This window comes from Streptomyces niveiscabiei (genome assembly GCF_033794345.1).
Classification (GTDB): Bacteria; Actinomycetota; Actinomycetes; order Streptomycetales; family Streptomycetaceae; genus Streptomyces; species Streptomyces niveiscabiei.
In genome coordinates this window covers 157,676-182,618 of record NZ_JARAYJ010000010.1, presented here as the reverse complement: position 1 = coordinate 182,618, position 24,943 = coordinate 157,676, and the positions used below count along the sequence as shown (strand labels likewise).

The 24,943-nt window shown below is 70.4% G+C and carries 21 protein-coding genes and 2 riboswitches; of the genes, 14 read left to right on the top strand and 7 right to left on the bottom strand.

Features of this window, described 5'->3' with window-relative positions; translation table 11 throughout:
* Window positions 1-9: 9 nt before the first annotated feature.
* Entirely contained in the window at window positions 10-1,464 is a 1,455-nt protein-coding gene (locus tag PV682_RS16865; protein WP_319730518.1) for a cysteate synthase, read from the bottom strand.
* Between the two features lie 238 nt (window positions 1,465-1,702).
* Here PV682_RS16865 and PV682_RS16860 point away from each other — a divergent pair, with 238 nt between their 5' ends.
* Window positions 1,703-2,809 carry a thiamine pyrophosphate-dependent enzyme gene (locus PV682_RS16860; RefSeq protein ID WP_407705688.1) on the top strand — a complete coding sequence of 369 codons (1,107 nt, stop codon included), beginning with the start codon at window positions 1,703-1,705 and terminating at the stop codon, window positions 2,807-2,809.
* 1 nt (window position 2,810) lies between these two features.
* Window positions 2,811-4,910 (top strand): 2-oxo acid dehydrogenase subunit E2, encoded by a 2,100-nt coding sequence (locus tag PV682_RS44340; protein ID WP_407705687.1) that lies wholly within the window; start codon window positions 2,811-2,813, stop codon window positions 4,908-4,910.
* A gap of 130 nt (window positions 4,911-5,040) precedes the next feature.
* Here PV682_RS44340 and PV682_RS16845 read toward each other — a convergent pair whose 3' ends face one another.
* The 4 genes from PV682_RS16845 to gcvT all read right to left on the bottom strand — a co-directional run bounded on the left by PV682_RS16845 (window position 5,041) and on the right by gcvT (window position 9,478).
* A complete protein-coding gene (locus PV682_RS16845) occupies window positions 5,041-6,408 on the bottom strand; it encodes an L-serine ammonia-lyase (protein WP_319730514.1) in 1,368 nt (455 codons plus the stop codon).
* Window positions 6,409-6,650: 242 nt separating this feature from the next.
* Window positions 6,651-7,916 (bottom strand): serine hydroxymethyltransferase, encoded by a 1,266-nt coding sequence (gene glyA / locus PV682_RS16840; RefSeq protein ID WP_319730512.1) that lies wholly within the window; start codon window positions 7,914-7,916, stop codon window positions 6,651-6,653.
* A gap of 12 nt (window positions 7,917-7,928) precedes the next feature.
* Entirely contained in the window at window positions 7,929-8,306 is a 378-nt protein-coding gene (gcvH, locus tag PV682_RS16835; protein WP_319730511.1) for a glycine cleavage system protein GcvH, read from the bottom strand.
* A 56-nt stretch (window positions 8,307-8,362) separates the two neighbouring features.
* Window positions 8,363-9,478 (bottom strand): glycine cleavage system aminomethyltransferase GcvT, encoded by a 1,116-nt coding sequence (gene gcvT, locus PV682_RS16830; protein ID WP_319730510.1) that lies wholly within the window; start codon window positions 9,476-9,478, stop codon window positions 8,363-8,365.
* A gap of 63 nt (window positions 9,479-9,541) precedes the next feature.
* A riboswitch (glycine riboswitch) is annotated at window positions 9,542-9,648 on the bottom strand.
* Window positions 9,649-9,749, bottom strand: a riboswitch (glycine riboswitch). It abuts the riboswitch before it with no gap.
* Between the two features lie 187 nt (window positions 9,750-9,936).
* Between gcvT and PV682_RS16825 the strand changes: the two genes are divergently transcribed.
* The 10 genes from PV682_RS16825 to PV682_RS16780 all read left to right on the top strand — a co-directional run bounded on the left by PV682_RS16825 (window position 9,937) and on the right by PV682_RS16780 (window position 21,044).
* The gene (locus PV682_RS16825) at window positions 9,937-10,596 is read left to right on the top strand and encodes an AAA family ATPase (protein WP_319730508.1); all 660 of its coding nucleotides are present in this window, start codon (window positions 9,937-9,939) and stop codon (window positions 10,594-10,596) included.
* Window positions 10,597-10,666: 70 nt separating this feature from the next.
* Window positions 10,667-11,446 carry an enhanced serine sensitivity protein SseB gene (locus PV682_RS16820; RefSeq protein ID WP_112471974.1) on the top strand — a complete coding sequence of 260 codons (780 nt, stop codon included), beginning with the start codon at window positions 10,667-10,669 and terminating at the stop codon, window positions 11,444-11,446.
* 120 nt (window positions 11,447-11,566) lie between these two features.
* Window positions 11,567-12,388 (top strand): enhanced serine sensitivity protein SseB C-terminal domain-containing protein, encoded by an 822-nt coding sequence (locus tag PV682_RS16815; protein ID WP_319730504.1) that lies wholly within the window; start codon window positions 11,567-11,569, stop codon window positions 12,386-12,388.
* A 296-nt stretch (window positions 12,389-12,684) separates the two neighbouring features.
* Window positions 12,685-13,683 (top strand): ABC transporter permease, encoded by a 999-nt coding sequence (locus PV682_RS16810; RefSeq protein WP_055722147.1) that lies wholly within the window; start codon window positions 12,685-12,687, stop codon window positions 13,681-13,683.
* A 29-nt stretch (window positions 13,684-13,712) separates the two neighbouring features.
* Window positions 13,713-15,461, top strand: a complete 1,749-nt coding sequence (locus PV682_RS16805) for an ABC transporter substrate-binding protein (protein WP_319730502.1) — start codon at window positions 13,713-13,715, stop codon at window positions 15,459-15,461.
* Window positions 15,462-15,560: 99 nt separating this feature from the next.
* Entirely contained in the window at window positions 15,561-16,571 is a 1,011-nt protein-coding gene (locus tag PV682_RS16800; protein WP_319730500.1) for an ABC transporter permease, read from the top strand.
* A complete protein-coding gene (locus tag PV682_RS16795; RefSeq protein ID WP_055722144.1) occupies window positions 16,568-17,644 on the top strand; it encodes an ABC transporter ATP-binding protein in 1,077 nt (358 codons plus the stop codon). The genes PV682_RS16800 and PV682_RS16795 overlap by 4 nt, the downstream gene beginning before the upstream one ends.
* Complete coding sequence (locus PV682_RS16790) at window positions 17,614-18,795, top strand: ABC transporter ATP-binding protein (RefSeq protein ID WP_407705698.1); 1,182 nt, start codon at window positions 17,614-17,616, stop codon at window positions 18,793-18,795. The genes PV682_RS16795 and PV682_RS16790 overlap by 31 nt, the downstream gene beginning before the upstream one ends.
* A 144-nt stretch (window positions 18,796-18,939) precedes the next feature.
* Window positions 18,940-20,331: a M1 family metallopeptidase gene (locus PV682_RS16785; protein ID WP_319730495.1), complete on the top strand. Its 1,392-nt coding sequence runs from the start codon at window positions 18,940-18,942 to the stop codon at window positions 20,329-20,331.
* 56 nt (window positions 20,332-20,387) lie between these two features.
* The gene (locus PV682_RS16780; RefSeq protein WP_055723702.1) at window positions 20,388-21,044 is read left to right on the top strand and encodes a trimeric intracellular cation channel family protein; all 657 of its coding nucleotides are present in this window, start codon (window positions 20,388-20,390) and stop codon (window positions 21,042-21,044) included.
* Here PV682_RS16780 and PV682_RS16775 read toward each other — a convergent pair.
* Window positions 21,025-22,269, bottom strand: a complete 1,245-nt coding sequence (locus tag PV682_RS16775) for an alpha/beta hydrolase (RefSeq protein WP_055723701.1) — start codon at window positions 22,267-22,269, stop codon at window positions 21,025-21,027. The two genes, PV682_RS16780 and PV682_RS16775, sit on opposite strands and share 20 nt — an antisense overlap.
* A gap of 164 nt (window positions 22,270-22,433) precedes the next feature.
* Here PV682_RS16775 and PV682_RS16770 point away from each other — a divergent pair, with 164 nt between their 5' ends.
* A complete protein-coding gene (locus tag PV682_RS16770; protein ID WP_319730490.1) occupies window positions 22,434-23,279 on the top strand; it encodes a thioesterase family protein in 846 nt (281 codons plus the stop codon).
* Here PV682_RS16770 and PV682_RS16765 read toward each other — a convergent pair.
* Entirely contained in the window at window positions 23,266-23,850 is a 585-nt protein-coding gene (locus PV682_RS16765; protein WP_319730488.1) for a TIGR03086 family metal-binding protein, read from the bottom strand. The two genes, PV682_RS16770 and PV682_RS16765, sit on opposite strands and share 14 nt — an antisense overlap.
* A 90-nt stretch (window positions 23,851-23,940) precedes the next feature.
* On the opposite strand from PV682_RS16765, the gene PV682_RS16760 reads away from it, so the two are divergent.
* Window positions 23,941-24,924, top strand: coding sequence for a helix-turn-helix transcriptional regulator (locus PV682_RS16760; protein ID WP_319730486.1), 984 nt, complete (start codon window positions 23,941-23,943; stop codon window positions 24,922-24,924).
* Window positions 24,925-24,943 lie beyond the last annotated feature (19 nt).

Sequence of the window (24,943 nt, the reverse complement as noted above, 5' to 3'; positions counted from 1 at the left end):
CCGGAAAACTCAACGAGCCACTCCCGAACGCGCCGCCCCCGTATGAACGTCAGCCGTATGACCCGCCCCCGAACGCGCCTCCTCCGGCCGGGGCACTCCCGAACGAGCCGCCTCCGACCGCCCGACCCCCGAACCCCCCACTCCCACCCCCGCATTGCCCACCAACTCCGCCACCACCCGAGCCCCGTCAACCCCCTCCACCCCACCCGCACCCCCAGGCCAAGGCACCCGCAGCCACGGCTCAGCGGCCACCAGTCGGACATCCCGCTCCCGCCGAGCCCGCCCCCCACCCGTGATGTTCAGCAGCACGACCTCGTCGCGCCGGACTTTCCCCGCCCGAACGGCCTCCGCCAGCGCGGCGACCGCGACCCCCGCACCCGGCTCGATGTCGATCCCCTCGGTCTCCTCGAAGAGCGCCATGCCGGCCAGCGCACCGGAGTTGTCGACGCACAACACGTCACCCCCGCTCTCGACGAGCGCTTCCCGCACCCCACCCCGAACGGCGAACGGCGGGCGCCGATTGGTGAGTTCACGGGCGAGAGGTTCACGCTCACGGTCGGCGGGAGCAGCACCGCCCCCGTGCCAGGCCTCGAACAGCGGCGCGAACGGCGCGTTCTGACACATCATCAGTCGAGGCAGGCGTTCCCCGCGGGCCCGCACCCGCCCGGCCGCCTCATGCACCCCGAGCGCCCCGGTACCGCTGCCGACCGCCTGGACGTACACCTCCGGCAACCCCCCGATCGCCTCAACTGCCGCCAGCAGCACGGCCCCAAGCCCGTCCCGCCGCCCCACGTTGCGTGAACCCCCCTCGGCCCGGTGCCCGGGAAGCGCGGAGAGCAGATCGGCGCAGGCGATGGCGTCGCTGTACGTCGCGGGCCCGTCGAGGACGACGATCCGCACACACGGGTCGAGCGGCCCCGGGAAGCGCATGGCGTCGAGCGCCGACGCGGGAACGACGATGAGACAGGGGACCTGGTGGAGGGTCGCCGCCCAGGCGAACGCGGCGGCCGTGTTGCCCGCCGAGGGAATCACCAGGACGGGCGGGTCGGCGGGCAGCCTGCCGAGCACGGTGTACGCCTCAAGATCCTTGAACGTGCAGGTCGGCAGGTGCGCGCCGCGCTCCGGCCAGTGCCCGTTGAAGGCGGTCCACAGCCGGTCGAGTCCGAGCCTGCGCCCGAGCTTCTCGGCGCGCAGGACGACGGGACCGGGTACGTCGGGGAAGGTACGCACGACCGGCAGCAGCGAGGCGAACCGGAACAGCCCGGTACGCGGCGCCTCAAAAGAAGCCGCACCGAAAGAAGCCGCACCGAAAGGGGTCTCGTACTCGGCGCGCAGGAACGCCGGTTCGTGCGCGCGGGTGCAGTCGAGGATCAGCCCATCGTCCGCGTGCCGCGCCCCGCAGGAGGAGCAGACGAGCGAGTAATGCCGATTTCCCGCGTGTACTGAGGGGCGTACTCGGGACATTGCCTTGCCTTCCGCAGGTCGTTCTTCGCCTTTCAATTGCATCCGGGACTCAGCAAATAACGGGAGGACCACGCATTGCGGTTGGCCCAACGGTCGGTTGACATCTGGTGCTTGGTCAAGGAGTGGTATAGACCGGCTGATTGTTCAGTTCCGCTTCATTTCCCCTTCTCAGACAGGGTGCCGAGGGTGTGTTAGCTCAGACCTGACACGGTTCCGTGACGAGAGGACGGCTGGAGAGATGAGCGACAGGCCGACACGGTCACGGCTTCCGTGGCTGCCATCCGAGGGCCCGGTTCGTTTTCTTCCGCGCATCGGAGAAACGGCCTCGGTCCAATGGTTTTCGGGGAATGAGAACGGGGAATACTCGTTGCCCGATCCGGAATCGCTGCGCACCGCGTACCGGAAAATGGTCGTCGGCCGCCGCTTCGACGCGCAGGCCACCGCCCTCGCCCGGCAGGGCCGCCTCGCGGTCCACCCCTCCAGCCTCGGCCAGGAGGCGTGCCAGATCGGCGCCGCCCTCGCCCTGCGCCCCACCGACTGGCTCTTCCCCACCTACCGCGACTGCGTCGCCCTGGTCGGCCGGGGCATCGACCCCGTCGAGGCGCTCACCCTGCTGCGCGGCGACGCCCACTGCGGGTACGACCCCGTCGCGCACCGCACCGCCCCCCAGTGCACCCCGCTCGCCACCCACACCGCCCACGCCACCGGCCTCGCCCACGGCGAACGCCTCAAGGGCACCGACACCATCGCCCTCGCCCTCCTCGGCGACGGCGCCACCAGCGAGGGCGACTTCCACGAAGCGCTGGGCCTGGCAGGGGTGTTGAAGGCGCCGGTGGTCTTCCTCGTGCAGAACAACGGGTACGCCATCTCGGTGCCGTTCGCCGCACAGAGCGCCGCACCGGCCCTCGCGTACAAGGGAGTCGGCTACGGCGTCCGCTCCGAACAGGTCGACGGGAACGACGCCGTCGCCCTGATCGCCGTACTGCGCAAGGCCGTTGAGAGCGCACGTGCCGGAGGCGGGCCCTGGCTGGTCGAGGCGCACACCTACCGCATGGCCGCGCACACCAGCGCCGACGACCCCTCCCGCTACCGGTCCGCCGAGGAGGCCGAGGCGTGGCGGGACCGGGACCCTGTCGAGCGGCTGGAGTCGTGGCTGATGGAGCGTCAACTCCTCACGCCGGACGAGGTGGTGGAGATCGCCGCCGAGGCGGAGGCGTACGCGGCCGACGTGCGCGTACGGCTCGCCGAGGACCCGGTGGTCGACCCGCGCGGCCTCCTCGACCACGTCTTCGGTACGCCCACCCCTCAACTCGTCGAACAGCGCGCCGTGTTGGAGGGCTGCTGAGATGACCGCCACGACCATGGCCAAGGCCCTCAACACCGCCCTGCGGGACGCCCTGCGCGCCGACGAACGCGTTCTTGTGTTCGGCGAGGACGTCGGGCGGCTCGGCGGCGTCTTCCGCGTCACCGACGGGCTCACCGCCGACTTCGGTGAACACCGCTGCTTCGACACGCCCGTTGCCGAGTCCGGGATCGTCGGGCTCGCCGTCGGGCTCGCCATGGCCGGGTTCCGGCCGGTCGTGGAGATGCAGTTCGACGCGTTCGCCTACCCGGCGTTCGAGCAGATCGCCTCCCACGTCGCCAAACTCCGCAACCGGACGCGCGGGGCGCTCTCCCTGCCGATCGTCCTGCGCGTCCCGTACGGGGGCGGCATCGGCGGGGTCGAGCATCACAGCGACTCCAGCGAGGCGTACTACGCCCACACCGCCGGGCTCAAGGTCGTCACCCCGGCCACCGTCGGCGACGCGTACTCCCTCCTGCGCGAGGCCATCGACGACCCCGACCCCGTCGTCCTCCTCGAACCCAAACGGCACTACTGGACCAAGGAGGACGTCGAACTCCCGCTGCGCGCCGAGCCGTTCGGCACCGCCGCCGTCCGCCGCGCCGGGAGCGACGTCACGCTCGTCGCGTACGGGCCCGCCGTCGCCGTCGCCCTCGCCGCCGCCGAGGAGGCCGCCGAGGAGGGGCTGGACGTCGAGGTGCTCGACCTGCGGACGGTCGTTCCCCTCGATGACGCCGGGCTCGTCAACTCCGTACGGCGGACCGGGCGTTGCGTCGTCGTCCACGAGGCGCAGGGGTTCGCCGGGGTGGGCGCGGAGATCGTCGCCCGCGTCCAGGAGAGGTGCTTCGACGCGTTGCGGGCGCCCGTGCTGCGGGTCACCGGGCTGGACGTGCCGTATCCGCCGCCGCTGCTCGAACACGCCCATCTGCCCGACGCCGCGCGGGTGTTGGCGGCGCTCCGGCGCGTCCACCCCGAGCCGGTGCGCCGCCCCGAACGCACCTTCCGCCTGCCCGACGTGGGGGAGGGGCTCACCGAGGCCGAGGTCGTCGAATGGCTGGTCCGCGTCGGGGACCGGGTCACCCACGACCAGCCTCTCGTCGAGGTCGAGACGGCCAAGTCCCTCGTGTCACTGCCCAGTCCGTACGCCGGGGTGGTGACCGCGCTGCACTCCGCCGCCGGCGCGGCGGTCGAGGTGGGGGCACCGCTCGTGTCGGTCGCCGAGGCCCCGCCCACGCAGCAGCCCCCGAGGCCCGACAGCACCCCCGCACCCCCGCCCGCCGCCAACAGGCCCACCACGGACGCCGGTTCGGGCGCGGTCCTCACGGGCTACGGCACGGGCCGCACCCCGAAGACCACAGCGGTCGCCGCGCAGAACGCCGGGATCACCCCGGACACCCCTGCCCTGACGTCGGAAACCCCAAGCTTCACCCCGGCCCCCGAAACCCCCCGCCTCACCCCGAACACCCCCTCCCGCACCCCCCTCAACCGCGCCACCGCCGACAAGTTCCTCCGCGCCCAGCGCGACACCCCCGCCGTCACCATCTGGGCCGACACCGACGCGACCCGCATCCTGGCCCGTAAGCAGTCCGAAGGGGTCGGCCTCCTCGCCCTCTTGGCCGAGGCAGCCGTCAAGGCCCTGGAGAAATACCCCGAGTTCAACTCACGGATCGACCCCGACCGGGGTGAACTGATCCAACTCCCGCACATCAACCTGGCGTTCGCGGCCCAAACCCCCAACGGCCTCGCGGCCCCGGTGGCGAGGAACGCCGGCACCCTCCCCCTGAAGGACCTCGCCGCGGAACTCACCCGCCTGACAGCCCTGGCCCGCACGGACACCCTGCCCCCCGACCACCTCACGGGCGGCACCTTCACCCTCAACAACTACGGCCCCCTGGGCGTCGACGGCGCGACCCCCCTCCTCAACCACCCCCAGACGGCGATGCTCGGCGCCGGCCGCCTCACGGACCGCCCCTGGGCGGTGAACGGCGAAGTCACCGTCCGCACGACCCTCCCCCTCTCCCTCACCTTCGACCACCGCACATGCGACGGCGCGACAGCGGCAGCCTTCCTCCACCACACCATCAGCACACTCACACAGGGATAGAACCGCCCCTCCCGAGACCACCCCCCAGACCACCCCCCGCCGGACCCCTGCGCGAGCCCCCGGCCTGCCCCTCCCGAGACCCCCCGCCGGACCCCTGCACGAGCCCCCCAGCCCGCCGCCCAAAGCCCCCTCAGCACTCGATGATGTTCACCGCCAGCCCACCCCGAGCCGTCTCCTTGTACTTCACGCTCATGTCCGCCCCCGTCTCCTTCATCGTCTTGATGACCTTGTCCAGAGACACCTTGTGCGACCCGTCCCCCCGCATCGCCATCTTCGCCGCGGTCACCGCCTTCACCGCGGCCATCCCGTTCCGCTCGATGCACGGGATCTGCACGAGCCCGCCCACGGGATCGCAGGTGAGCCCGAGATTGTGCTCCATGCCGATCTCGGCGGCGTTCTCGACCTGCTCAGGAGACCCGCCGAGGACCTCGGCCAGCGCCCCCGCGGCCATGGAGCACGCGGACCCGACCTCCCCCTGACACCCCACCTCGGCCCCGGAGATGGACGCGTTCTCCTTGAACAGCATCCCGATCGCCCCGGCGGCGAGGAGGAAGCGGACGACGCCGTCCTCGTCCGCGCCGGGCACGAAGTCGATGTAGTAGTGCAGGACGGCGGGGATGATCCCGGCGGCGCCGTTCGTGGGCGCGGTGACGACCCGCCCGCCCGCCGCGTTCTCCTCGTTCACGGCCATGGCGTACAGCGTGATCCACTCCATGGCGCGGGCCAACGGATCGCCCTCGGCGCGGAGTTGACGGGCCGTCACGGCGGCGCGGCGGCGGACGCGCAGGCCCCCGGGGAGGATGCCCTCCCGCGACATGCCCCGCGATACGCACGCCTGCATGACCCGCCAGATCTCCAGCAGCCCGGCGCGGATCTCGTCCTCGGTGCGCCAGGCCCGCTCGTTCTCCAGCATCAGGGAGGAGATGGAGAGCCCCGTCTCCTTCGTCAGACGCAGGAGTTCGTCGCCGGTACGGAACGGATACTTCAGCGCCGTGTCGTCCAGCTTGATGCGGTCCGCGCCGACCGCCTCCTCGTCGACGACGAACCCGCCGCCCACGGAGTAGTAGGTCCGCGTGAGGATCTCGGCGCCGGAGGCGTCGTACGCCCAGAGGGTCATCCCGTTCGCGTGGTACGGAAGCGCCTTGCGGCGGTGCAGGATCAGATCGTCGTCGAAGGAGAACGCGATCTCCCGCTCGCCCAGCAGCCGCAGCGAACCGGTGGACTTGATGGCCTCGACCCGCTCGTCGGCGCCCTCGACGTCGACCGTGCGCGGCGAGTTGCCCTCCAGGCCGAGGAGTACGGCCTTCGGCGTGCCGTGCCCGTGCCCGGTCGCCCCCAGCGACCCGTACAGCTCCGTCCGCACGGACGCGACCGACCCGAGCACCCCCTCGCTCCGCAGCCGCCGCGCGAACATCCGCGCCGCCCGCATCGGACCGACCGTGTGCGAACTCGAAGGACCGATACCGACCGAGAACAGGTCGAACACGGAGATGGCCACGGGGACTCCAACCAGAAAGGACGCGGACACACGACACCGGATGCCACGCCGGGGACTACGAACACGGGCGGGGCGGCCCCAAGGACCCACCCCACCCAGGCGGAGGAGGCCCGAGGACCCACCCCCACCCCGGCGGAGGAGGCCCGAAGACCCACCCGCCCCGGCGGGACCGGCCCCGAGGCCCGCCCCGCCCGGACGGAAGCGGCCCCGAAGACCCACCCCCGCCCGACCGGCCGACCGGCCTACTTGCTCAGCGCCGGATACAGCGGACGCCGGTCCGCCAGCGCCTTCACCCGGATCCGCAGCGCCTCCGCGTCGTACACCGGCTTCAGCGCCTGCGCGATGACGTCCGCGACCTCGGTGAAGTCCTCGGCCGTGAAGCCACGGGTCGCGAGCGCGGGCGTCCCGATGCGCAGCCCGGACGTCACCATCGGCGGACGCGGGTCGTTGGGGACGGCGTTGCGGTTGACGGTGATGCCGACCTCGTGGAGCCGGTCCTCGGCCTGCTGCCCGTCGAGCGCGGACTCCCGCAGGTCGACGAGGATCAGGTGGACGTCGGTCCCACCGGACAGGACGTTCACCCCGGCCTGACGGGCGTCCTCGGCGGTGAGCCGCGAGGCGAGGATCCGCGCCCCCTCCACCGTACGCCGCTGCCGCTCCTTGAACTCCTCGGAGGCGGCGACCTTGAACGACACGGCCTTCGCGGCGATGACGTGCTCCAGCGGACCCCCCTGGAACCCGGGGAACACCGAGGAGTTGAGCTTCTTGGCGAACGACGACTTCGCGAGGATGATCCCCCCGCGCGGCCCGCCCAGCGTCTTGTGCGTCGTGGACGTCACCACATCCGCGTACGGCACCGGGTTGGCGTGCAGCCCCGCCGCGACGAGCCCGGCGAAGTGCGCCATGTCGACCCACAGGTACGCCCCGACCTCGTCGGCGATCCGCCGGAACTCCGCGAAGTCCAGCTCACGCGGGTAGGCGGACCACCCGGCGATGATCACCTTCGGCCGGTGCTCGCGCGCGAGCCGCTCCAGCTCCTCCATGTCGACGAGCCCGGTCTCGGGGGACACGTGGTAGGCGACGACATCGAACTGCTTGCCGGAGAAGTTGAGCCGCATCCCGTGCGTGAGGTGCCCGCCGTGCGCGAGGTCGAGCCCGAGGATCGTGTCCCCGGGCTGGGCCAGCGCGAAGAGAGCGGCCTGGTTGGCGGAGGCGCCGGAGTGCGGCTGGACGTTCGCGTACTCCGCCCCGAACAGCTCCTTCACCCGGTCGATGGCGATCTGCTCGGCGACGTCGACGTGCTCGCACCCGCCGTAGTAGCGCCGCCCCGGGTACCCCTCGGCGTACTTGTTGGTCAGGACGGACCCCTGCGCCTCCATGACGGCCAGCGGAGCGAAGTTCTCCGAGGCGATCATCTCCAGCGTCGACTGCTGCCGCCCGAGCTCGGCGTCGACGGCGGCGGCGATCTCCGGGTCCAACTCGTGCAGGGACGTGTTCAGGACAGACATGCGTACGACTCCTCAGCCGGCGGTGTAGGCGGTGTACTCGTCGGCGGACAGCAGGTCGTCCGGCTCGTCGGCGACGCGCACCTTGAAGAGCCAACCGCCCGTGAACGGCTCGGAGTTGACCAGCGACGGGTCCTCCGTGACGCTCTCGTTGACCTCGGTGATCTCGCCGTCGACCGGCGCGTACAGCTCGCTCACCGACTTCGTCGACTCCAGCTCGCCGCAGGACTCGCCCGCGGTCACGGCGGTGCCGACCGCCGGGAGCTCGACGAAGACGACGTCACCGAGGGCGTTCGCCGCGTGCTCGGTGATCCCGACCGTCGCGACGCCGTCCTCGGCGGGCGAGATCCACTCGTGTTCCTTGCTGTAGCGCAGGTTCTGGGGGTTGCTCATGGCCTGAATTCTCCTGTACGCGGGGGAGTGCTGATGAATAGGGGACTGCGGGAGGGTTACTTCGCGCGCTGGTAGAACGGCAGAGCCACGACCTCGTACGCCTCGTGGCTCCCCCGGATGTCGACGCCGACCCCGGCCGTCCCCGGCGCCGCGTGCGCCGCGTCGACGTACGCCATCGCGATCGGCCTGCCCAGCGTCGGGGAGGGGGCGCCGGAGGTCACCTCGCCGATGACGGCGCCGCCCGCGACGACGTCGTACCCGGCACGCGGTACGCGCCGGCCCTCGGCGATCAGCCCGACCAGGACCCGGGGCGGCTTGCGCTCGGCGAGCGCGGCGGCCTCGGCGAGGGCCTCGCGCCCCACGAAGTCACCGTCCTTGCCGAACTTCACCACGCGCCCGAGCCCGGCATCGAAGGGCGTCAGGGCCGTCGACAGCTCGTGCCCGTACAGCGGCATGCCCGCTTCGAGGCGCAGCGTGTCCCGGCAGGACAGACCGCAGGGCACGACATCAGCGGAGGCGGCCAGCGCCTCCCACAGCGCCACCGCGTCCGACGGCGCCACGAACAGCTCGAACCCGTCCTCCCCGGTGTACCCGGTGCGCGCGATCAGCGCCGGCACCCCGGCGACCGTCCCGGGCAGCCCGGCGTAATACTTCAGACCTACGAGATCGGCGTCCGTCAGCGCCCCGACGATCCCCGCGGCCTTGGGCCCCTGCACGGCGATCAGCGCGTACGCGTCCCGGTCGTCGCGCACGAGAGCGTCGAACCCGGCGGCCCGCTCGGTCAGCGCGTCCAGCACGACCTGCGCGTTCGAGGCGTTCGCGACGACCATGAACTCGGTCTCGGCGAGCCGGTAGACGATCAGGTCGTCCAGGATGCCGCCGTCGGCCCGGCAGATCATCGTGTAGCGGGCCCGGCCCACCCCGACCGCCGCGAGGTCGCCGACCAGCGCGTAGTTCAGCAGGGCCGCGGCCTGCGGCCCGGTGACGGTGATCTCGCCCATGTGCGAGAGGTCGAAGAGCCCCGCGCGCGTGCGGACGGCGGTGTGCTCCTCGCGCTCCGAGCCGTAGCGCAGCGGCATGTCCCAGCCCGCGAAGTCGGTCATGGTCGCGCCGAGCGAGCGGTGCAGGGCATCGAGCGCGGTACGGCGCGGTACGGCGGAACTGCTGGTCATCGGGCGTTCGTCTCCCAGGTGCGACGGGGTGGGGCAAGGGCTTCCCGTCCAGGAACGAGAAGATCCTCCCCATCTGTCATCGGAACCTGAGAGGTTCGCCGTGACCCTCGCGGGGAACACGGCTTGCACCTTGGGTGGGACCGCCGGGGCGGCCCGCTTTTCAGATGTGCCTCGCCCACGCGGTAACGGTGCCTGAGAGATTCAAGGGAGGGACTTGCTCCTTCGGCGCCCCAGCGGGACAGCGAGCCGGGGACTCTCCCGCGCGGATTCGAACGGCCGGTATGCAGTTGGCGCGGCCATCATCGCACGCCACCCCGGTCGTGCGGCAGGGCCAGATCTGTAACCGGGCTGTGGCAGGAGGCGCACCAAATCGCGAGACAGATTCCATTACCTTCTCTTTACTGTCTATGGGGAGACCCGTATCTGACGGGACTGCTCCAAGGGGAGGACGATCAACGGTGAACAGGACCACGGCGTACGCGACGGCGCTGCCCGCCCAGCCGGCGGCCCCCGCGCGGGAGAGCCGCGCCGGGCACCCCGCGCCGGTCGTCCGCGACCTGCGCGACCGCGCCGGACACAGCCCGCACGCCCTCCTCTTCGGCCCCCGCGACCTCGTCGTCGTCACGGGCCTGCCCGGCAGCGGCAAGTCCACGCTGATGCGCCGCGCGGTCCACGGCACCCGCGTCGACTCCCAGGACACCCGGGACCGCTGGGACGCCCGTACGCCCTCCTGGCTGCCGTACGCCGCCTACCGCCCCCTCGTCCGCCTCGCCCACTACGCGGGCCTGTGGCGCGCCCTGCGCTCCGGCGAGGGCGTCGTGGTCCACGACTGCGGCACCCAGTCCTGGGTGCGGGGCTGGCTCGCCCGCGACGCCCGCCGCCGCGGCGGCACCCTCCACCTCCTCCTGCTGGACGTCACCCCGGACACGGCCCTTGAGGGCCAGCGCGAACGGGGCCGGGGCGTCTCCCGGTACGCGTTCCTGCGCCACCGCCACGCGGCGTCCCGCCTGATCGGCTCGGTGGAGCGGGGCGGCCTGCCCGACGGCTGCGGCGCGGCCATCCTGCTGGACCGGGAGGCGGCGGACGCGCTGCGGAGGATCGCGTTCACCCGGGGCTGAACCGGCCCGCCCCGGTACGCCTTTAAGCTTTTCCTCCTCGACAGCGGTTCCCAGCAGGCGGTAGACAGCGATGGACTTCCCGACCGACTTCCCGGTCCCCGCACACCCCCACTCCCACGGCGGCTGGCCGGGGAACGAACTGGAGGAGGTGCTCTCCGCCTCCCTGGGGGTGCCGTCCGCGGGCGGCCGGATCATCGAGGTCCTCGCGCGCAGCTTCGTCTGGATCCCGCTGCCCAACGGCGGCGGCCCCCGCACCGGCCCCCTCGACCTGCCCACGATCGACATCGCCGGCCAGGTGTACGTCCCCGTCTTCACCTCCGAGGAACAGTTCCGCCAGGTCACCGGCGCGCACATGTCGTACACGATCGCCCCGGCGGCCGAGTTCGCCAAGGGCCTCCCCCCGCAGGTCGGCATCGCCCTGAACCCCGACGGCGTCGTAGGCGTCCCGCTCCCGCCGCAGGCGGTCGCCGACCTCTGCCGGGCGGGCCGCACCCCCCTCGACGGCACCGCCTCCGGCGCCCGGGTCCGCCTCTTCGAGCCGGACTGGCAGGACGACCCGGTGGACTTCCTCGCGGAGGCGTCCAAGGAGTTCGAGGCGACGGGCGTCGTCCTGACGGCCCGCCGCTGCCTGGCGGCGATCGAGACCGCGGAACCGGTCATGTTCGTCGGGGTCGAACTCACCCACTGGGACGGCGAGTCCGGCGAACGGCCGCTGGACGCGCTGGGCAGGGCGCTGGGCCGGGTCCCGGTGCGGTGGGGCGTGAACCTGATCCTCCTGGACGTGGCGCAGGACCCGGTGGGGGAGTGGCTGAAGCTGAACGTCCGGCCCTTCTACTCCCGCACCACCTAGAAACCCGCCCCTCACCTGTCGTACACCCAACCGGCGAACCCCCCGTAGGCGCTTAAGCTTGACCCCGACGCAGGGCAACGGGCATCCACGGGGCAACTTTTACGAAGGGTCGGTAAAGACGTGAGCGTGAGCGGCACCGCTGCGGCCGGCCAGGTCGAGCACATGCTGCGCCAGGTCACGCCTGGCCGCTACGACGCCTACGAGGCACTCCTGCGCGCGCTCTCGACCCCCACCACCGGCCAGGTCTGGATGCTGCTGTGGCACGGCCAGTCCGGCTCCCCGGACGCCCAGTACGGCTCGATGGAGGTGGACGGCCACGCGTACGCGCCCTGCGTGACGTCCGCCCAGGAGCTGTCCGCGAGCGGCTGGAACCGTTCGTACGAGGTGGTGGACGGCCTCGACGCGGCCCGCACCCTGTACCCGGACCGCCACGGCCTGTGGCTGAACCCGCACGCCCCGGGCGGCGGCGTGGGCGTCCCCTGGGCCGACCTGCGCCGCATCGCGACGGGCCTGGACCGCCAGCCCCCCGGCCCGCTGCGCCTGTCGGACCCGGCGGTGGAGATCCCGCACTTCTACGCCCTCCTCGGCCAGAACGCCCACCGCACCCCCGCGATCAGGGCGCTGCGCCGCGCCTGGGTCCAGCCGGCCCTGGGCCAGCCGTACCTGTCGATCGGCCTGGACGTGTACGACACGTCGCCGCAGTCGGTGGACGCGGTGCGCGCGATGATGCAGCAGTCGATCGGCGCCGTCCCCGACGGCCTGCCCGTCTCCACGGTCGCGATGACCGACGAGTACGACCCGGTCGTCCTGTGGATGCGGGCCAACGCCCGCCCGTTCTACGACCGCGAGGCGCACGCCCCGGCGCAGCAGCCGCCGGCTCCCCAGTCCCCGCGGTCCCCGGCGGCCGGCTACGGCTACCCGGCGACGCCTGGCGCGTACTGATCGCCCCCGCCGTCTCCTGACGCTCCGTCATCTCAGGAAACCCACTCGTTACACCGACCCGTGTTCATCTCCGCGCGTAGAGCGAACCGGTACGTGTCAGTATGGCCGTATTGATCAACTTGCCCTCGTCCGAGGGTCGTTACCCACTGTTCGGATAACGGAAGCCTTCGGTCGGCATCACGGTTGTGCATACTTTCGCCGCCACATCTGGCGCGTGATCGCGAGCGCATTGAAGACTCGCCTCCCATAAGACGCGAGTAAGGCCGGTCACCACCGGCGGGAAGGGTCAGTGCACTGTGACCGCACCGATCGAGACCACCGGGTCGGAGGCCGGAGCACAGCCGGAAGCCGTGCTCGCCGGGGCCAACCAGAGCCAGATCGAAGGGCGTTCACTCACCCAGATCGCCTGGACCCGGTTCAAGCGCGACAAGCTGGCCGTGGCCGGCGGCATCGTCGTCGTCCTGCTCGTCCTCATGGCGATCCTCGCCAAACCCATCGAGGCCGTCTTCGGCCTCGACCCGAACAAGTTCAACCAGGACCTCATCGACCCGGCGATGCAGGCGCCCATCGGCGGCTGGGGCGGCATGAGCTGGGACCACCCGCTCGGCGTCGACCCGCAGTACGGCCGCGACATGCTCGCCCGCATCATCGACGGGTCCTGGGTCTCCCTGCTCGTCGCGGGCGGCGCCACGCTGCTGTCGGTCGTCATCGGCACCGTCCTCGGTGTCGTCGCCGGCTACTACGGCGGCTGGGTCGACTCGGTCATCAGCCGGCTGATGGACACCTTCCTCGCCTTCCCGCTGCTGCTCTTCGCCATCGCCATCTCGGCCTCCGTCCAGGACGGCTTCTTCGGCCTGAACGGGCTCCCGCTGCGGATCTGCGTCCTGATCTTCGTCATCGGCTTCTTCAGCTGGCCGTACATCGGGCGCATCGTGCGCGCCCAGACGATGACCCTGCGCAAACGCGAGTTCGTCGAAGCCGCGCACAGCCTCGGCGCGCGCGGTCCGTACGTCCTCTTCCGGGAACTCCTCCCGAACCTCGTCGCACCGATCCTCGTCTACTCGACGCTGATCATCCCGACGAACATCCTCTTCGAGGCCAGCCTCAGCTTCCTCGGGGTCGGTATCGCACCCCCGCAGGCTTCCTGGGGCGGGATGCTCAGCAACGCCGTGGATCTCTACACAGCGGATCCGCAGTACATGTTCGTGCCCGGACTGGCGATCTTCATCACCGTCCTGGCGTTCAACCTGCTGGGTGACGGGCTGCGCGACGCACTCGACCCTCGCAGCAAGTGATCCACAACGACCGAGGGGGATTTCCTCAGGTGAAGACGAGAAGAGTGACCGCCGCGATCGCGTCGGTCCTGGCGATCTCGCTGGGCGCTTCCGCCTGCGGCGGCGACAGCGACAGCGGCGGCGGCTCCGCCAAGGGGAAGAAGGACGAGGGGTTGACGTCCATCGTCAACGTCTCGAACAAGAAGGGGGGCACCCTCAGCTTCGAGCACTCGGACGTCGCGGACTCCCTGGACCCCGGCAACACGTACTACGGCTGGGTGCAGAACTTCTCCCGCCTGTACGGCCGTACGCTCACGACGTTCAAGCCGGCCGCCGGCAAGGACGGCCTGACCGTCGTCCCCGACCTGGCCGAGTCGCTGGGCCAGCCCAGCCCCGACGCCAAGACGTGGACGTACAAGCTGCGCGCCGGCGTCAAGTTCCAGGACGGGACCCCGGTCACGTCCAAGGACGTCAAGTACGCCATCGAGCGCTCCAACTTCGCGCCCGAGGTGCTCTCCAACGGGCCGACGTACTTCAAGTCCTACCTGGTCGGCGGCGACAAGTACCAGGGCCCGTACAAGGACAAGAACCCGAACGGCCTCGCGTCCATCGAGACGCCGGACGCGCAGACCATCGTGTTCAAGCTGAAGCAGCCGTTCGCGGACTTCGACTACCTGGCGACCTTCTCGCAGACGGCCCCCATCCCGGCCGCGAAGGACGACGGCGCCAAGTACGTCCAGCACATGGTGTCCTCGGGCCCCTACCAGTTCCAGTCCTACGAGGAGGGCCGCAGCGCCACCCTCGTGCGCAACCCGCAGTGGGACCCGAAGACGGACCCGATCCGCAAGGCCCTGCCGGACAAGATCACCATCAAGTTCAAGGTGAACCCGGTCACGATCGACAACGACCTGATCTCCGACCGGGTCACCGTCGACGCGGCGGGCGCCGGCGTCCAGGCCGCCACCCAGCCGAAGGTCCTCAAGGGCAAGCTCGCCAACCAGACGGACAGCTCGTACGCCGGCGCCACGCAGTACATCGCGCTGAACCAGAACGTCGAGCCGTTCAACAACATCAACTGCCGCAAGGCCGTGCAGTACGCCGTCGACAAGCAGTCCATCCTGGACGCGGCCGGCGGCACCCCGAAGGGTGACATCGCCACCACGCTGCTGCCCCCGTCGGTCAACGGCTACACCAAGTTCGACACCTACCCGTCGGCCGGCAGCCGGGGCGACGCGGCCAAGGTCAAGGAATTCCTCACCGCGTGCGGCAAGCCCAACGGCTTCAACACGATCCTGACCGCCCGCTCCGACCGTCCCGCCGAGGTCGCGCAGGCCACCGCCGTCCAGGCGTCGCTCAAGAAGTACGGCATCAACGTCGAGATCCGGCAGTTCCCGGCCGGCAAGTACTTCTCGAACTTCGCCGGTGTCCCGTCCTACGTCCACCAGCAGAAGCTCGGCATGCTGTCCATGGCGTGGGGCTCCGACTGGCCGACCGGCTTCGGCTTCCTCGACCAGATCGTCAACGGCTCCGCCATCAAGCCCTCGGGCGGCAACAACCTGATGGAGCTGAACGACCCGAAGATCAACGCGGCCCTCGCCTCGACGATCGCCAACACCGACGCCGCCGCCCGCACCAAGGGCTGGGGCGACATCGACAAGATGGTCATGGACACCGCCACGGTCGTCCCGACCCTCTACCGCAAGAACTTGCTCTTCCGGCCTGCGTCCGCGACGAACGTCACGGTCACCCAGGCGTACCTGGGCATGTACGACTACCTGCTGATGAGCTCCTCGAAGTAGTAGCCGCAAAGCAGGCCGGAATCTTCTCGAAAGGCAGGTGAAGGTTCCGGGTGGCGGGGCCGGACACGCTCCGACCCCGCCGCCCGGAGCCGGACAGCTGTGGCTGCGTACATCATCCGGCGCGTATTCGGCGCCCTGGTACTGCTGCTGGTGGTCAGCGCAGTCACCTTCGCGATCTTCTTCCTGGTACCCCGGCTCGGCGGCCAGACCGCCGACCAGCTCGCCACGCAGTACGTCGGCAAGGACGCCAACCCCGACTCCGTGGCCGCGATCAAGAAGAACCTGGGCTTCGACCAGCCCATCTACACCCAGTACTGGCACTTCATCAAGGCGCTGTTCGTCGGCGCCGACTACAAGTTCGGCCCGGACGCCACCCGCTGCGACGCGCCCTGCTTCGGCTACTCCTTCAAGAGCCACGTCGAGGTCTGGCCGCAGCTCACCGAGCGCATCCCGGTCTCCTTCTCCCTCGCCGTCGGCGCCGCCGTGATCTGGCTGATCTTCGGTGTCACCACCGGCGTCATCTCCGCGCTGCGCAAGGGCACGCCCGTCGACCGCATCTCGATGTTCATCGCGCTCGCCGGCGTCTCCCTGCCGATCTTCTTCACCGGCCAGATCCTCAGCGCCCTGTTCGTGTACGAGGTCCCCATCTGGGACTCCATCGAGTACATCCCGTTCACCCAGAACCCGGCGGAATGGGCCTGGCACCTCCTGCTGCCCTGGATCAGCCTCGCGTTCCTGTTCTCCGCGCTCTATGCCCGTCTCACCCGGGCGGGGATGCTGGAGACCATGGGCGAGGACTACATCCGCACGGCCCGTGCCAAGGGCCTCAAGGAGACGACGGTCGTCACCAAGCACGGCCTGCGCGCCGCGCTCACCCCGATCGTCACCATCTTCGGCATGGACTTCGGCACGCTGGTCGGCACGGCCGTCCTGACCGAGACGGTGTTCTCCCTCCAGGGCATCGGCGCCTACTCGGTCCAGTCGATCCGGGACAACGACCTGCCCATCGTCATGGGCGTCACCCTGGTCGCCGCGTTCTTCATCGTCTTCTGCAACCTCGTCGTCGACCTGGTGTACGCAGCCATCGACCCCCGGGTGAGGTACTCGTGAGCAAGCCCTCCACTTCCGCGCCGGGCGAGCCCGTCGCCGACGCCCCCGACGACGCGTTCCTCTCCGTCCGCGATCTGAAGATCCACTTCAAGACGGACGACGGCCTCGTCAAGTCCGTCGACGGCGTCAGCTTCGACGTACGGCGCGGACGCACCCTCGGCATCGTCGGTGAGTCCGGCTCCGGCAAGTCCGTCACCTCGCTCGGCCTCATGGGCCTGCACCGCTCCGCCCGCAACGCCAGCGTCAGCGGCGAGGTCTGGCTCGACGGGCAGGAGCTGATCGGCGCCCACAACGACGAGGTGCGCCGGCTGCGCGGCCGGAAGATGGCCATGATCTTCCAGGACCCGCTGTCCGCGATGCACCCGTACTACACGATCGGGCAGCAGATCGTGGAGGCGTACCGGGTCCACAACGAGGTCACCAAGAAGGAGGCCCGCAAGCGCGCCGTCGAGATGCTCGACCGGGTCGGCATCCCCGAGCCCGACAAGCGCGTCGACGGCTACCCGCACGAGTTCTCCGGCGGTATGCGCCAGCGCGCCATGATCGCCATGGCCCTGGTCAACAACCCCGAGCTGCTCATCGCGGACGAGCCCACCACCGCGCTCGACGTGACCGTCCAGGCGCAGATCCTGGACCTGATCCGCGACCTTCAGAAGGAGTTCGGCTCCGCGGTCATCATGATCACGCACGACCTCGGCGTCGTCGCCGAGATGGCCGACGACCTGCTCGTCATGTACGGCGGCCGGTGCGTCGAACGCGGGCCCGCCGAGGACGTGTTCGCGGAACCCCGGCACCCGTACACCTGGGGCCTGCTGGGCTCGATGCCCCGCCTCGACCGCGAGGACATGGACCGGCTCATCCCCATCAAGGGCGCCCCGCCGTCCCTCATCAACATCCCGTCCGGCTGCGCCTTCAACCCCCGCTGCCCGTACGCGGACCTCCCCAAGGACAACGTCACCCGCACGGTCCGCCCCGACCTCACCGAGGTCGGCACCGGCCACTGGGCCGCCTGCCATCTCGGGCAGGAACAGCGGGAGCGGATCTGGAACGAAGAGATTGCGCCGAAGCTGTGAGCGATGCCGTGAAAGAGACGCCCGAGGTTCTGCTCAAGGTCTCCGGCCTCCAGAAGCACTTCCCGATCCGCAAGGGCCTCCTCCAGCGCCAGTCCGGGGCCGTCCGCGCCGTCGACGGCATCGACTTCGAGGTCCGCAAGGGCGAGACGCTCGGTGTCGTCGGCGAGTCCGGGTGCGGCAAGTCCACGATGGGCCGCCTCATCACCCGGCTCCTCGAACCCACCGGCGGCAGCGTCGAGTTCGAGGGCAGGGACATCACGCACCTCAGCGCCGCGGGGATGCGTCCGATGCGCCGCGACGTCCAGATGATCTTCCAGGACCCGTACTCGTCGCTGAACCCGCGCCACACGATCGGCACGATCGTCAGCGCGCCGTTCAAGCTCCAGGGGGTGACCCCGGAGGGCGGCGTCAAGGCGGAGGTGCAGCGCCTGCTGTCGGTGGTCGGCCTCAACCCCGAGCACTACAACCGCTACCCGCACGAGTTCTCCGGCGGCCAGCGCCAGCGCATTGGCATCGCCCGCGCGCTGGCCCTGAACCCGAAGCTGGTCGTGGCCGACGAGCCGGTCTCCGCCCTGGACGTCTCCATCCAGGCCCAGGTGGTCAACCTCCTGGACGACCTCCAGTCGGAACTGGGCCTGACCTACGTCATCATCGCCCACGACCTCTCGGTGGTCCGGCACGTCTCGGACCGTATCGCGGTGATGTACCTGGGCAAGATCGTGGAGCTGGCGGACCGGGACAAGCTCTACAAGTCCCCGATGCACCCGTACACGAAGGCCCTGCTCTCGGCGGTCCCGATCCCCGACCCCAAGCGCAAGGCGGCCAAGAGCGAGCGCATCCTCCTGCGCGGTGACGTCCCCTCCCCGATCTCCCCGCCCAGCGGCTGCCGTTTCCACACGCGCTGCTGGAAGGCGACGGAGATCTGCCGCACCACCGAACCTCCCCTCCTGGAGCTGATCCCCGGCCAGCAGGTGGCCTGCCACCACCCGGAGAACTTTGCGGACCAGGCCCCCCAGGAAACGGTCCTCCTCACGGAGGCCAAGCAGGCGGCGGAACTGGTGGCGGACGAGGTCCTGGCGGAGTCGGCGGAAACATCGGCGGCGGTGGCGGCTGAGGTGGAGACGACGGAGGACAAGCCCGAGGCCGGCTGACGCCGGAAGAGGTGCGGGCGCGTCCGGCTACGGCTGGGCGCGCCCGGTCTTTTACCCCTCCATGACTTGGCAAAGTCATGCACATGTCCAACCGCGACCCTGCAAAGTCGTCCCCGTCCGACACACCGCACGAAAGGGACGACCATGGCACTCTCCCGTTCGGCATGGGCAGGCACAGCCGTAGCGGCAGCCGCCACCCTCTTCGTCGTAGCCGCCTCCCCCGCCCCCACCCCCGGCGCGGACGGCATAGGCGACCCCTACTTTCCCCAACTGGGCAACGGCGGCTACGACGCCCTCCACTACGACCTGGGCGTCGCCTACGCCCCGGACACGGACCGCCTGGACGGCACCACCACCCTCACCGCGAGAGCGACCCAGAACCTCTCCCGATTCGACCTGGACCTACAGAAGTTGGAGGTCACCAGGGTCGAAGTGAACGGAAAGAAGGCGAAGTTCACGAGGGAGGGCGACGAGATCAAGGTGACGCCGCGTCAGTTCCTGAAGAAGGGGCGGACGTTCAAGGTGAGCGTGACGTACGGCGGCGTACCGGAACCCCTGGGCGGCCCCATCGTCTTCGGCTCGGACTACGGCTGGATGAAGACCCCGGACGGAGTCTTCGTGGCCTGCGAACCGAACGCCGCGTCGACCTGGTTCCCGTCCAGCGACCACCCCTCGGACAAGGCGACGTACGACATCCGCATCCGGACCCCCAAGGGCCTGACGGCGGTCTCGAACGGCCGCCTGGTCTCGACGTTCGACAAGGGCGAGTCCACGTACATGCACTGGCGCGAATCGAAGCCGATGGCGACGTACCTGGCGACGGCGACGATAGGCAAGTTCGACGTACGGACGGGCACCACCCCCGGCGGCACCCCCATCTACGTCGCGATAGACCCGGTGCTGGCGAACAGCAACAGCGTCGACGTGTACGGGGTGACGGCCGCGGCCACCGACTACTGGTCCCAGGTCTTCGGCCCGTACCCCTTCGAGGAGACCGGCGCGATCGTCGACGACATGCCGGAGGCGGGCTTCTCGCTGGAGGTCCAGAGCAAGCCGGTCTACTCGGCCGTCCGCAGCGAATCGACGATCGTCCACGAACTGGCCCACCAGTGGTTCGGCGACTCGGTCAGCGTGGCGCACTGGAAGGACATCTGGCTGAACGAGGGCTTCGCGACGTACAGCCAGTGGCTGTGGGACGAGCACAAGGGCACCCGCACGGCGCACGACGCGTTCCTGGCGGGGTACAACTCCCGCCCGGGGACGAGCGCGTTCTGGCAGATCACCGTGGGAGACCCGCAGCGGGACACGATGTTCGCCTCGGCCGTCTACCAGCGGGGCGCGATGACCCTCCAGGTCCTGCGCGAACGCATGGGCGACGCGGCCTTCTTCAAGCTCCTCCCGGCCTGGACGAAGCAGCACCGCTACGGCAACGCGAACACGGCCCAGTTCATCGAGCTCGCGGAGAAGATCTCGGGGCAGCAGCTGGACGACCTCTTCCAGACGTGGCTCTTCACGACAGGGAAACCGACCCTGTAGCCCCTCCACTCCTTGCATAGCAAGGAAGACACCCCGCGATAAGCAAGAATGTGCGGGTGCTCCAGCAAATCTTCAGCCCCTCCGTCCAGCACACCCTGGACCTCGCCGGCATCTTCGTCTTCGCCCTCTCGGGCGCCCTGCTGGCGGTCCGCAAGAACTTCGACGTCTTCGGCATCGCCGTCCTCGCCGAGGTGACCGCGCTGGGCGGGGGCCTGTTCCGCGACCTGGTGATCGGCGCGGTGCCCCCGGCGGCGTTCACGGACCTGGGCTACTTCCTGACCCCGCTGATCGCCGCCCTGATCGTCGTCTTCCTCCACCCGGAGGTGGAGCGCATCCAGAACGCGGTGAACGTCTTCGACGCGGCGGGCCTCGGCCTGTTCTGCGTGGCGGGCACGACGAAGGCGTACGACCACGGCCTGGGCCTGACCGCCTCGGCGACCCTCGGCCTCGCGACGGGCGTGGGCGGCGGTGTCCTGCGGGACGTCCTGGCGAACGAGGTCCCGTCCCTCCTGCGCTGGGACCGCGACCTCTACGCGGTCCCGGCGATGGTGGGCGCGACGATGGTGGTGGTCTGCATCCACTACGAGGCGCTCACCCCGCTGACCAGCGGCCTCGCGGCCATGACCGCGTTCGTCCTGCGCCTGCTCGCGATGCACTACCACTGGCGGGCACCGCGAGCCTGGAACCGCCGCTCTACTGTTCGAGAGGAGTAGTACCCCGGGTACCGGCGGCACCCGTACCCGTCCCCGTGGCACCGGCGCTGCCGGAGGCCTCCGTACTACCCGTAGTACCTCCGGCGTCGTCACCCTTCACGTTCGTCAGGCCCATCTGGACCGTCAGCCACTGGAACGCCGGGACCACCTGCGGCTTCCACAGCTTCATGTTGTGGCCGCCGACCTTCTTCGGGATGTAGACGACGTGGACGACCGTCGGCGCCTTGGCCTCCTTCTTGAGGGCGAGGCCCGCCTCGTAGCCGTCGCCGGGCTGGCCGGACTGGTAGAGGGAGACCGCCGGGGGAGGGGTCGCCTTCTGGAGCATGAAGTAGGGGTTGGTGTCGTGCCGCAGGGTCGGGTCCTGGGCGGTGAGGGAGGAGCGCTCGCCCATCGGGTCGTTGTACCCCGAGAGGCTGACGGCGGCGCGGTAGCGGTCGGGGTGGGCGATGGCCAGCTTGGTCGCGCAGTGCGCGCCCGCCGAGTACCCGGCGACGGCCCAGCCCTTGGGCGCGGGCAGGGCGCGGAAGTTGTCGGTGACCATCTTCGGCACGTCGACGCTGAGCCAGGTGTCCGCGTTGACGGTGCCCGGCACGTTCGCGCACCCGGTGTCGACGCCCGCGAGGAGCGTCGTACGCGGCGCGACCAGGATGAACGGCGCGATCTTGCCCTGCCGCATCAGCGAGGCGAGCTGCTCGTGCGCGTGCAGGGAGCCGAACCAGGCCTTCGCGGAGCCGGGGTAGCCGGGCAGCAGCTCGACGACGGGGAAGTGGATGTTCTTGAGGGACGGGTCGTTGTACTGCGGCGGCAGCCAGACGTAGACCTCGGCGGTGACGCCGGAGACCTGCCCCTTCAGCTCGGTCTGCATGACCCCGCCGGCCGCGCGCATCCCCGGCCCCTCGGCGTCGGTGAACTTCTGCTTGACCTTCGGGAGCTTCTTCACCGATATCCCGCCGGTGCCGCTCGCGCCGAGGTCCCGGGCCTGGTTGACGTGCGAACCCGTACCGAGCAGGTCGGCCCAGTTGTCGTACAGGTTGTTGGAGTTGTTCACCAGAGTGAAGACCAGCGCGACGGCGGTGCCCTGCGCGAACAGCAGCATCAGGAAGCGCACCCCGCCCCGCAGGACGCGCGGCCCGCGCAGCCGCGTCCACAGGAACAGCGGGAGCACGATGGCGACGACCGCCAGCGCGATCAGCGTGTAGAGGAACGGGGTCCCGGTAAGGCTCATGTCCCTACAGAGGGAAAACACGGGCCCAGGGTTTACGGACGTGTGCGGACACTTACCGAGAAATTGCCGGAGCCTCACCGAGGCCCGCCGTGGATCCTGCGGGAGCGGAGGGCTACCGGCCGGTAAAGCTACTGCTTAGTAACGGCCTGTTGTAGTGTTCACCCATGCCAGAGACAGCCGCCCCCGCCACCGTCGGAGACAGCGAGTTCGACCGCGCGACGACGCTCACCCCCCGCGACCCCGGTGTGTACGACATCGACCTCCCGGCGGGCTGGACGATCTTCGGCGCCCTCAACGGCGGCTACCTCCTGGCCGTCCTCGGCCGGGCCCTCGGCGACACGCTCCCGCACCCCCACCCCTTCACGATCTCGGCCCACTACCTGAGCGCCTCCCGCCCCGGCCCGGCGACGGTCCGCACGGAAACGGTCCGCACCGGCCGCACGCTCTCCACCGGCCAGGCGTCCCTGTTCCAGTACGACGAGACGGGCGCCGAAGTCGAACGCATCCGCGTCCTCGCCTCCTACGGCGACCTGACGGCCCTCCCCGACGACGTCCGCACGTCGGCGAAACCCCCCGCCTTCCCGCCCCTGACCCACTGCGTCGGCCCGGACGACGCACCCGGCTCCGCCGACCAGCAGCCCATAGCGGAACGGGTGATGCTCAAACTCGACCCCGCGACGGTCGGCTGGGCCCTCGGCCGGCCCTCCGGAAAGGGCGAGTCCCGGGCCTGGTTCGGCCTCGCCGACGGCCGCGACGCCGACCCCCTCTCCCTCCTCCTCGCGGTCGACGCCCTCCCCCCGACCGCCTTCGACCTCGGCCTCAAGGGCTGGGTCCCGACGGTCGAACTCACCGCCCACATCCGGGCGTTGCCCGCCCCGGGCCCGGTCCGCGTCGCCATCACCACCCGCAACCTCGCGGGCGGCTTCCTGGAGGAGGACGCGGAGATCTGGGACAGCGAGGACCGCCTGGTCGCCCAGTCCCGCCAACTCGCCCGCGTCACCCTGCCGTAACCGGCTCCCGCCCGGTCCAGGCGGCCAACTTCCCATAGGAGTCGGCCCCTTCAGGCGCCGCGACGGCGGACCCGAACGGAATCCCGGCCGGCCGCCGAGGCCCGGGCAGGTTCCGCAGAGCGACGTCCAGAGCGAACTCCCCGACCTCGCCGGAGAGTTCGACAGGCCACCCGAGGGCCTCGCTCAAGTCCCAGGTGTGCGTGGCCAGTTCCATCACGTACCCGGCAAGGGCAGCGGCCCCCGGCACCTCCCCCCACGGCACCCGGACGGTCTTCGCGAGCGACGCGTCGTCCTCCCATGCCTTCACACCCCGAACGCGCGCCTCCTCGAACACCGTCCCCCACTCGTCGTCCCCCACCCCTTCCACGAACGCCTCCACGACGAGCCCGTCCCCGCCCTCCCCGGTCACGGCGACCCGCACCATCACCCCGACGACGTGCGACAACAGCCCCCGCACATCGAACTCCGGACACGGCGTCCCCGCCCCGAACTGCTCATCCCGCACGGCGGCGATCAACTCCCCGACCTGCGCAGTGGCCTGGGCGTACAGGGACCGAGGGTCGACAGTCATGGACGTACCTTTCCGTAACGGCTGCTGTGCACGAGGATGCTGCCACCGAAACCTGACACCTCCCGTCAACTTTTGCGGGATGCTGGTCCCGTGAAATCCGATCGCCTCCTCTCCATCCTCCTGCTGCTCCAGACCAGGGGCCTGGTCCCCGCGCACGAGCTGGCCGACCGGCTGGAGGTGTCCGAGCGGACGATCTACCGGGACGTCGAGTCCCTGTCGGCGGCGGGCGTACCCGTGTACGCCGAGCGCGGCCGGCACGGTGGCATCCGGCTGCTCGAAGGGTTCCGTACGGACGTCACCGGCCTGACCGCCGACGAGTCGCGGGCGTTGTTCGTGCTCGCGGCCCAGGGCGCGCACGAGGCCCTCGGCCTGGACTCCGCGCTCGGCTCCGCCCTGCGGAAGGTGATGGCCGCGCTCCCCGCCCCGCACCGCCCCGCCGCCGAGGTCACCAGCCGCCGCATCCTCGTCGACGCGACGCGCTGGTGGATGAACGGCGAGGCGAAACCCGTGGACCTGGGCACCCTCCAGGACGCCGTCCTCACGGACCGCCGCCTGCGCCTGAGCTACCGGCACAGCGGGACGACCGACCCCCGCACGTACACCGTCGACCCCTACGGCCTCGTGTCCAAGGCGGGCGTCTGGTACCTGGTCGCCGACCGCCGCAGCAGGCCCCAGCTCTTCCGCGCCGACCGGATCCGGTCCGCGAAGCGCCTCGCGGTCCCGGTCAAGCGCCGCCCCGGCGTCGAACTCGCCGACGTCTGGGACGTGTTGAGACGCCAGGTCGAGGAACGCCCGGCAACGATCGAGGTGGCGGTCCGAGTGCGCCGCGACGGACTTGACCGCTTCCTCCGCCTCGCGGCGGCACAACTGGCCAACCCGCAGGAAGAGCTGGACCTTTCGGCGGACTGGGTCCCGGTACGCCTCAGCTACGCGCAGCTCCCCGCGACCCGCCAACTCCTCATGTTCTCCGACCTCGTGGAGGTCGTCTCCCCGCCGGAGGTCCGCGCGGAACTGCGCACCGCGCTCGCCTCCGTCACGGCCCTGTACCAGCGCTCGGAACACGAGCTGGGCTGAACAGACAGGTCAGGAGGGT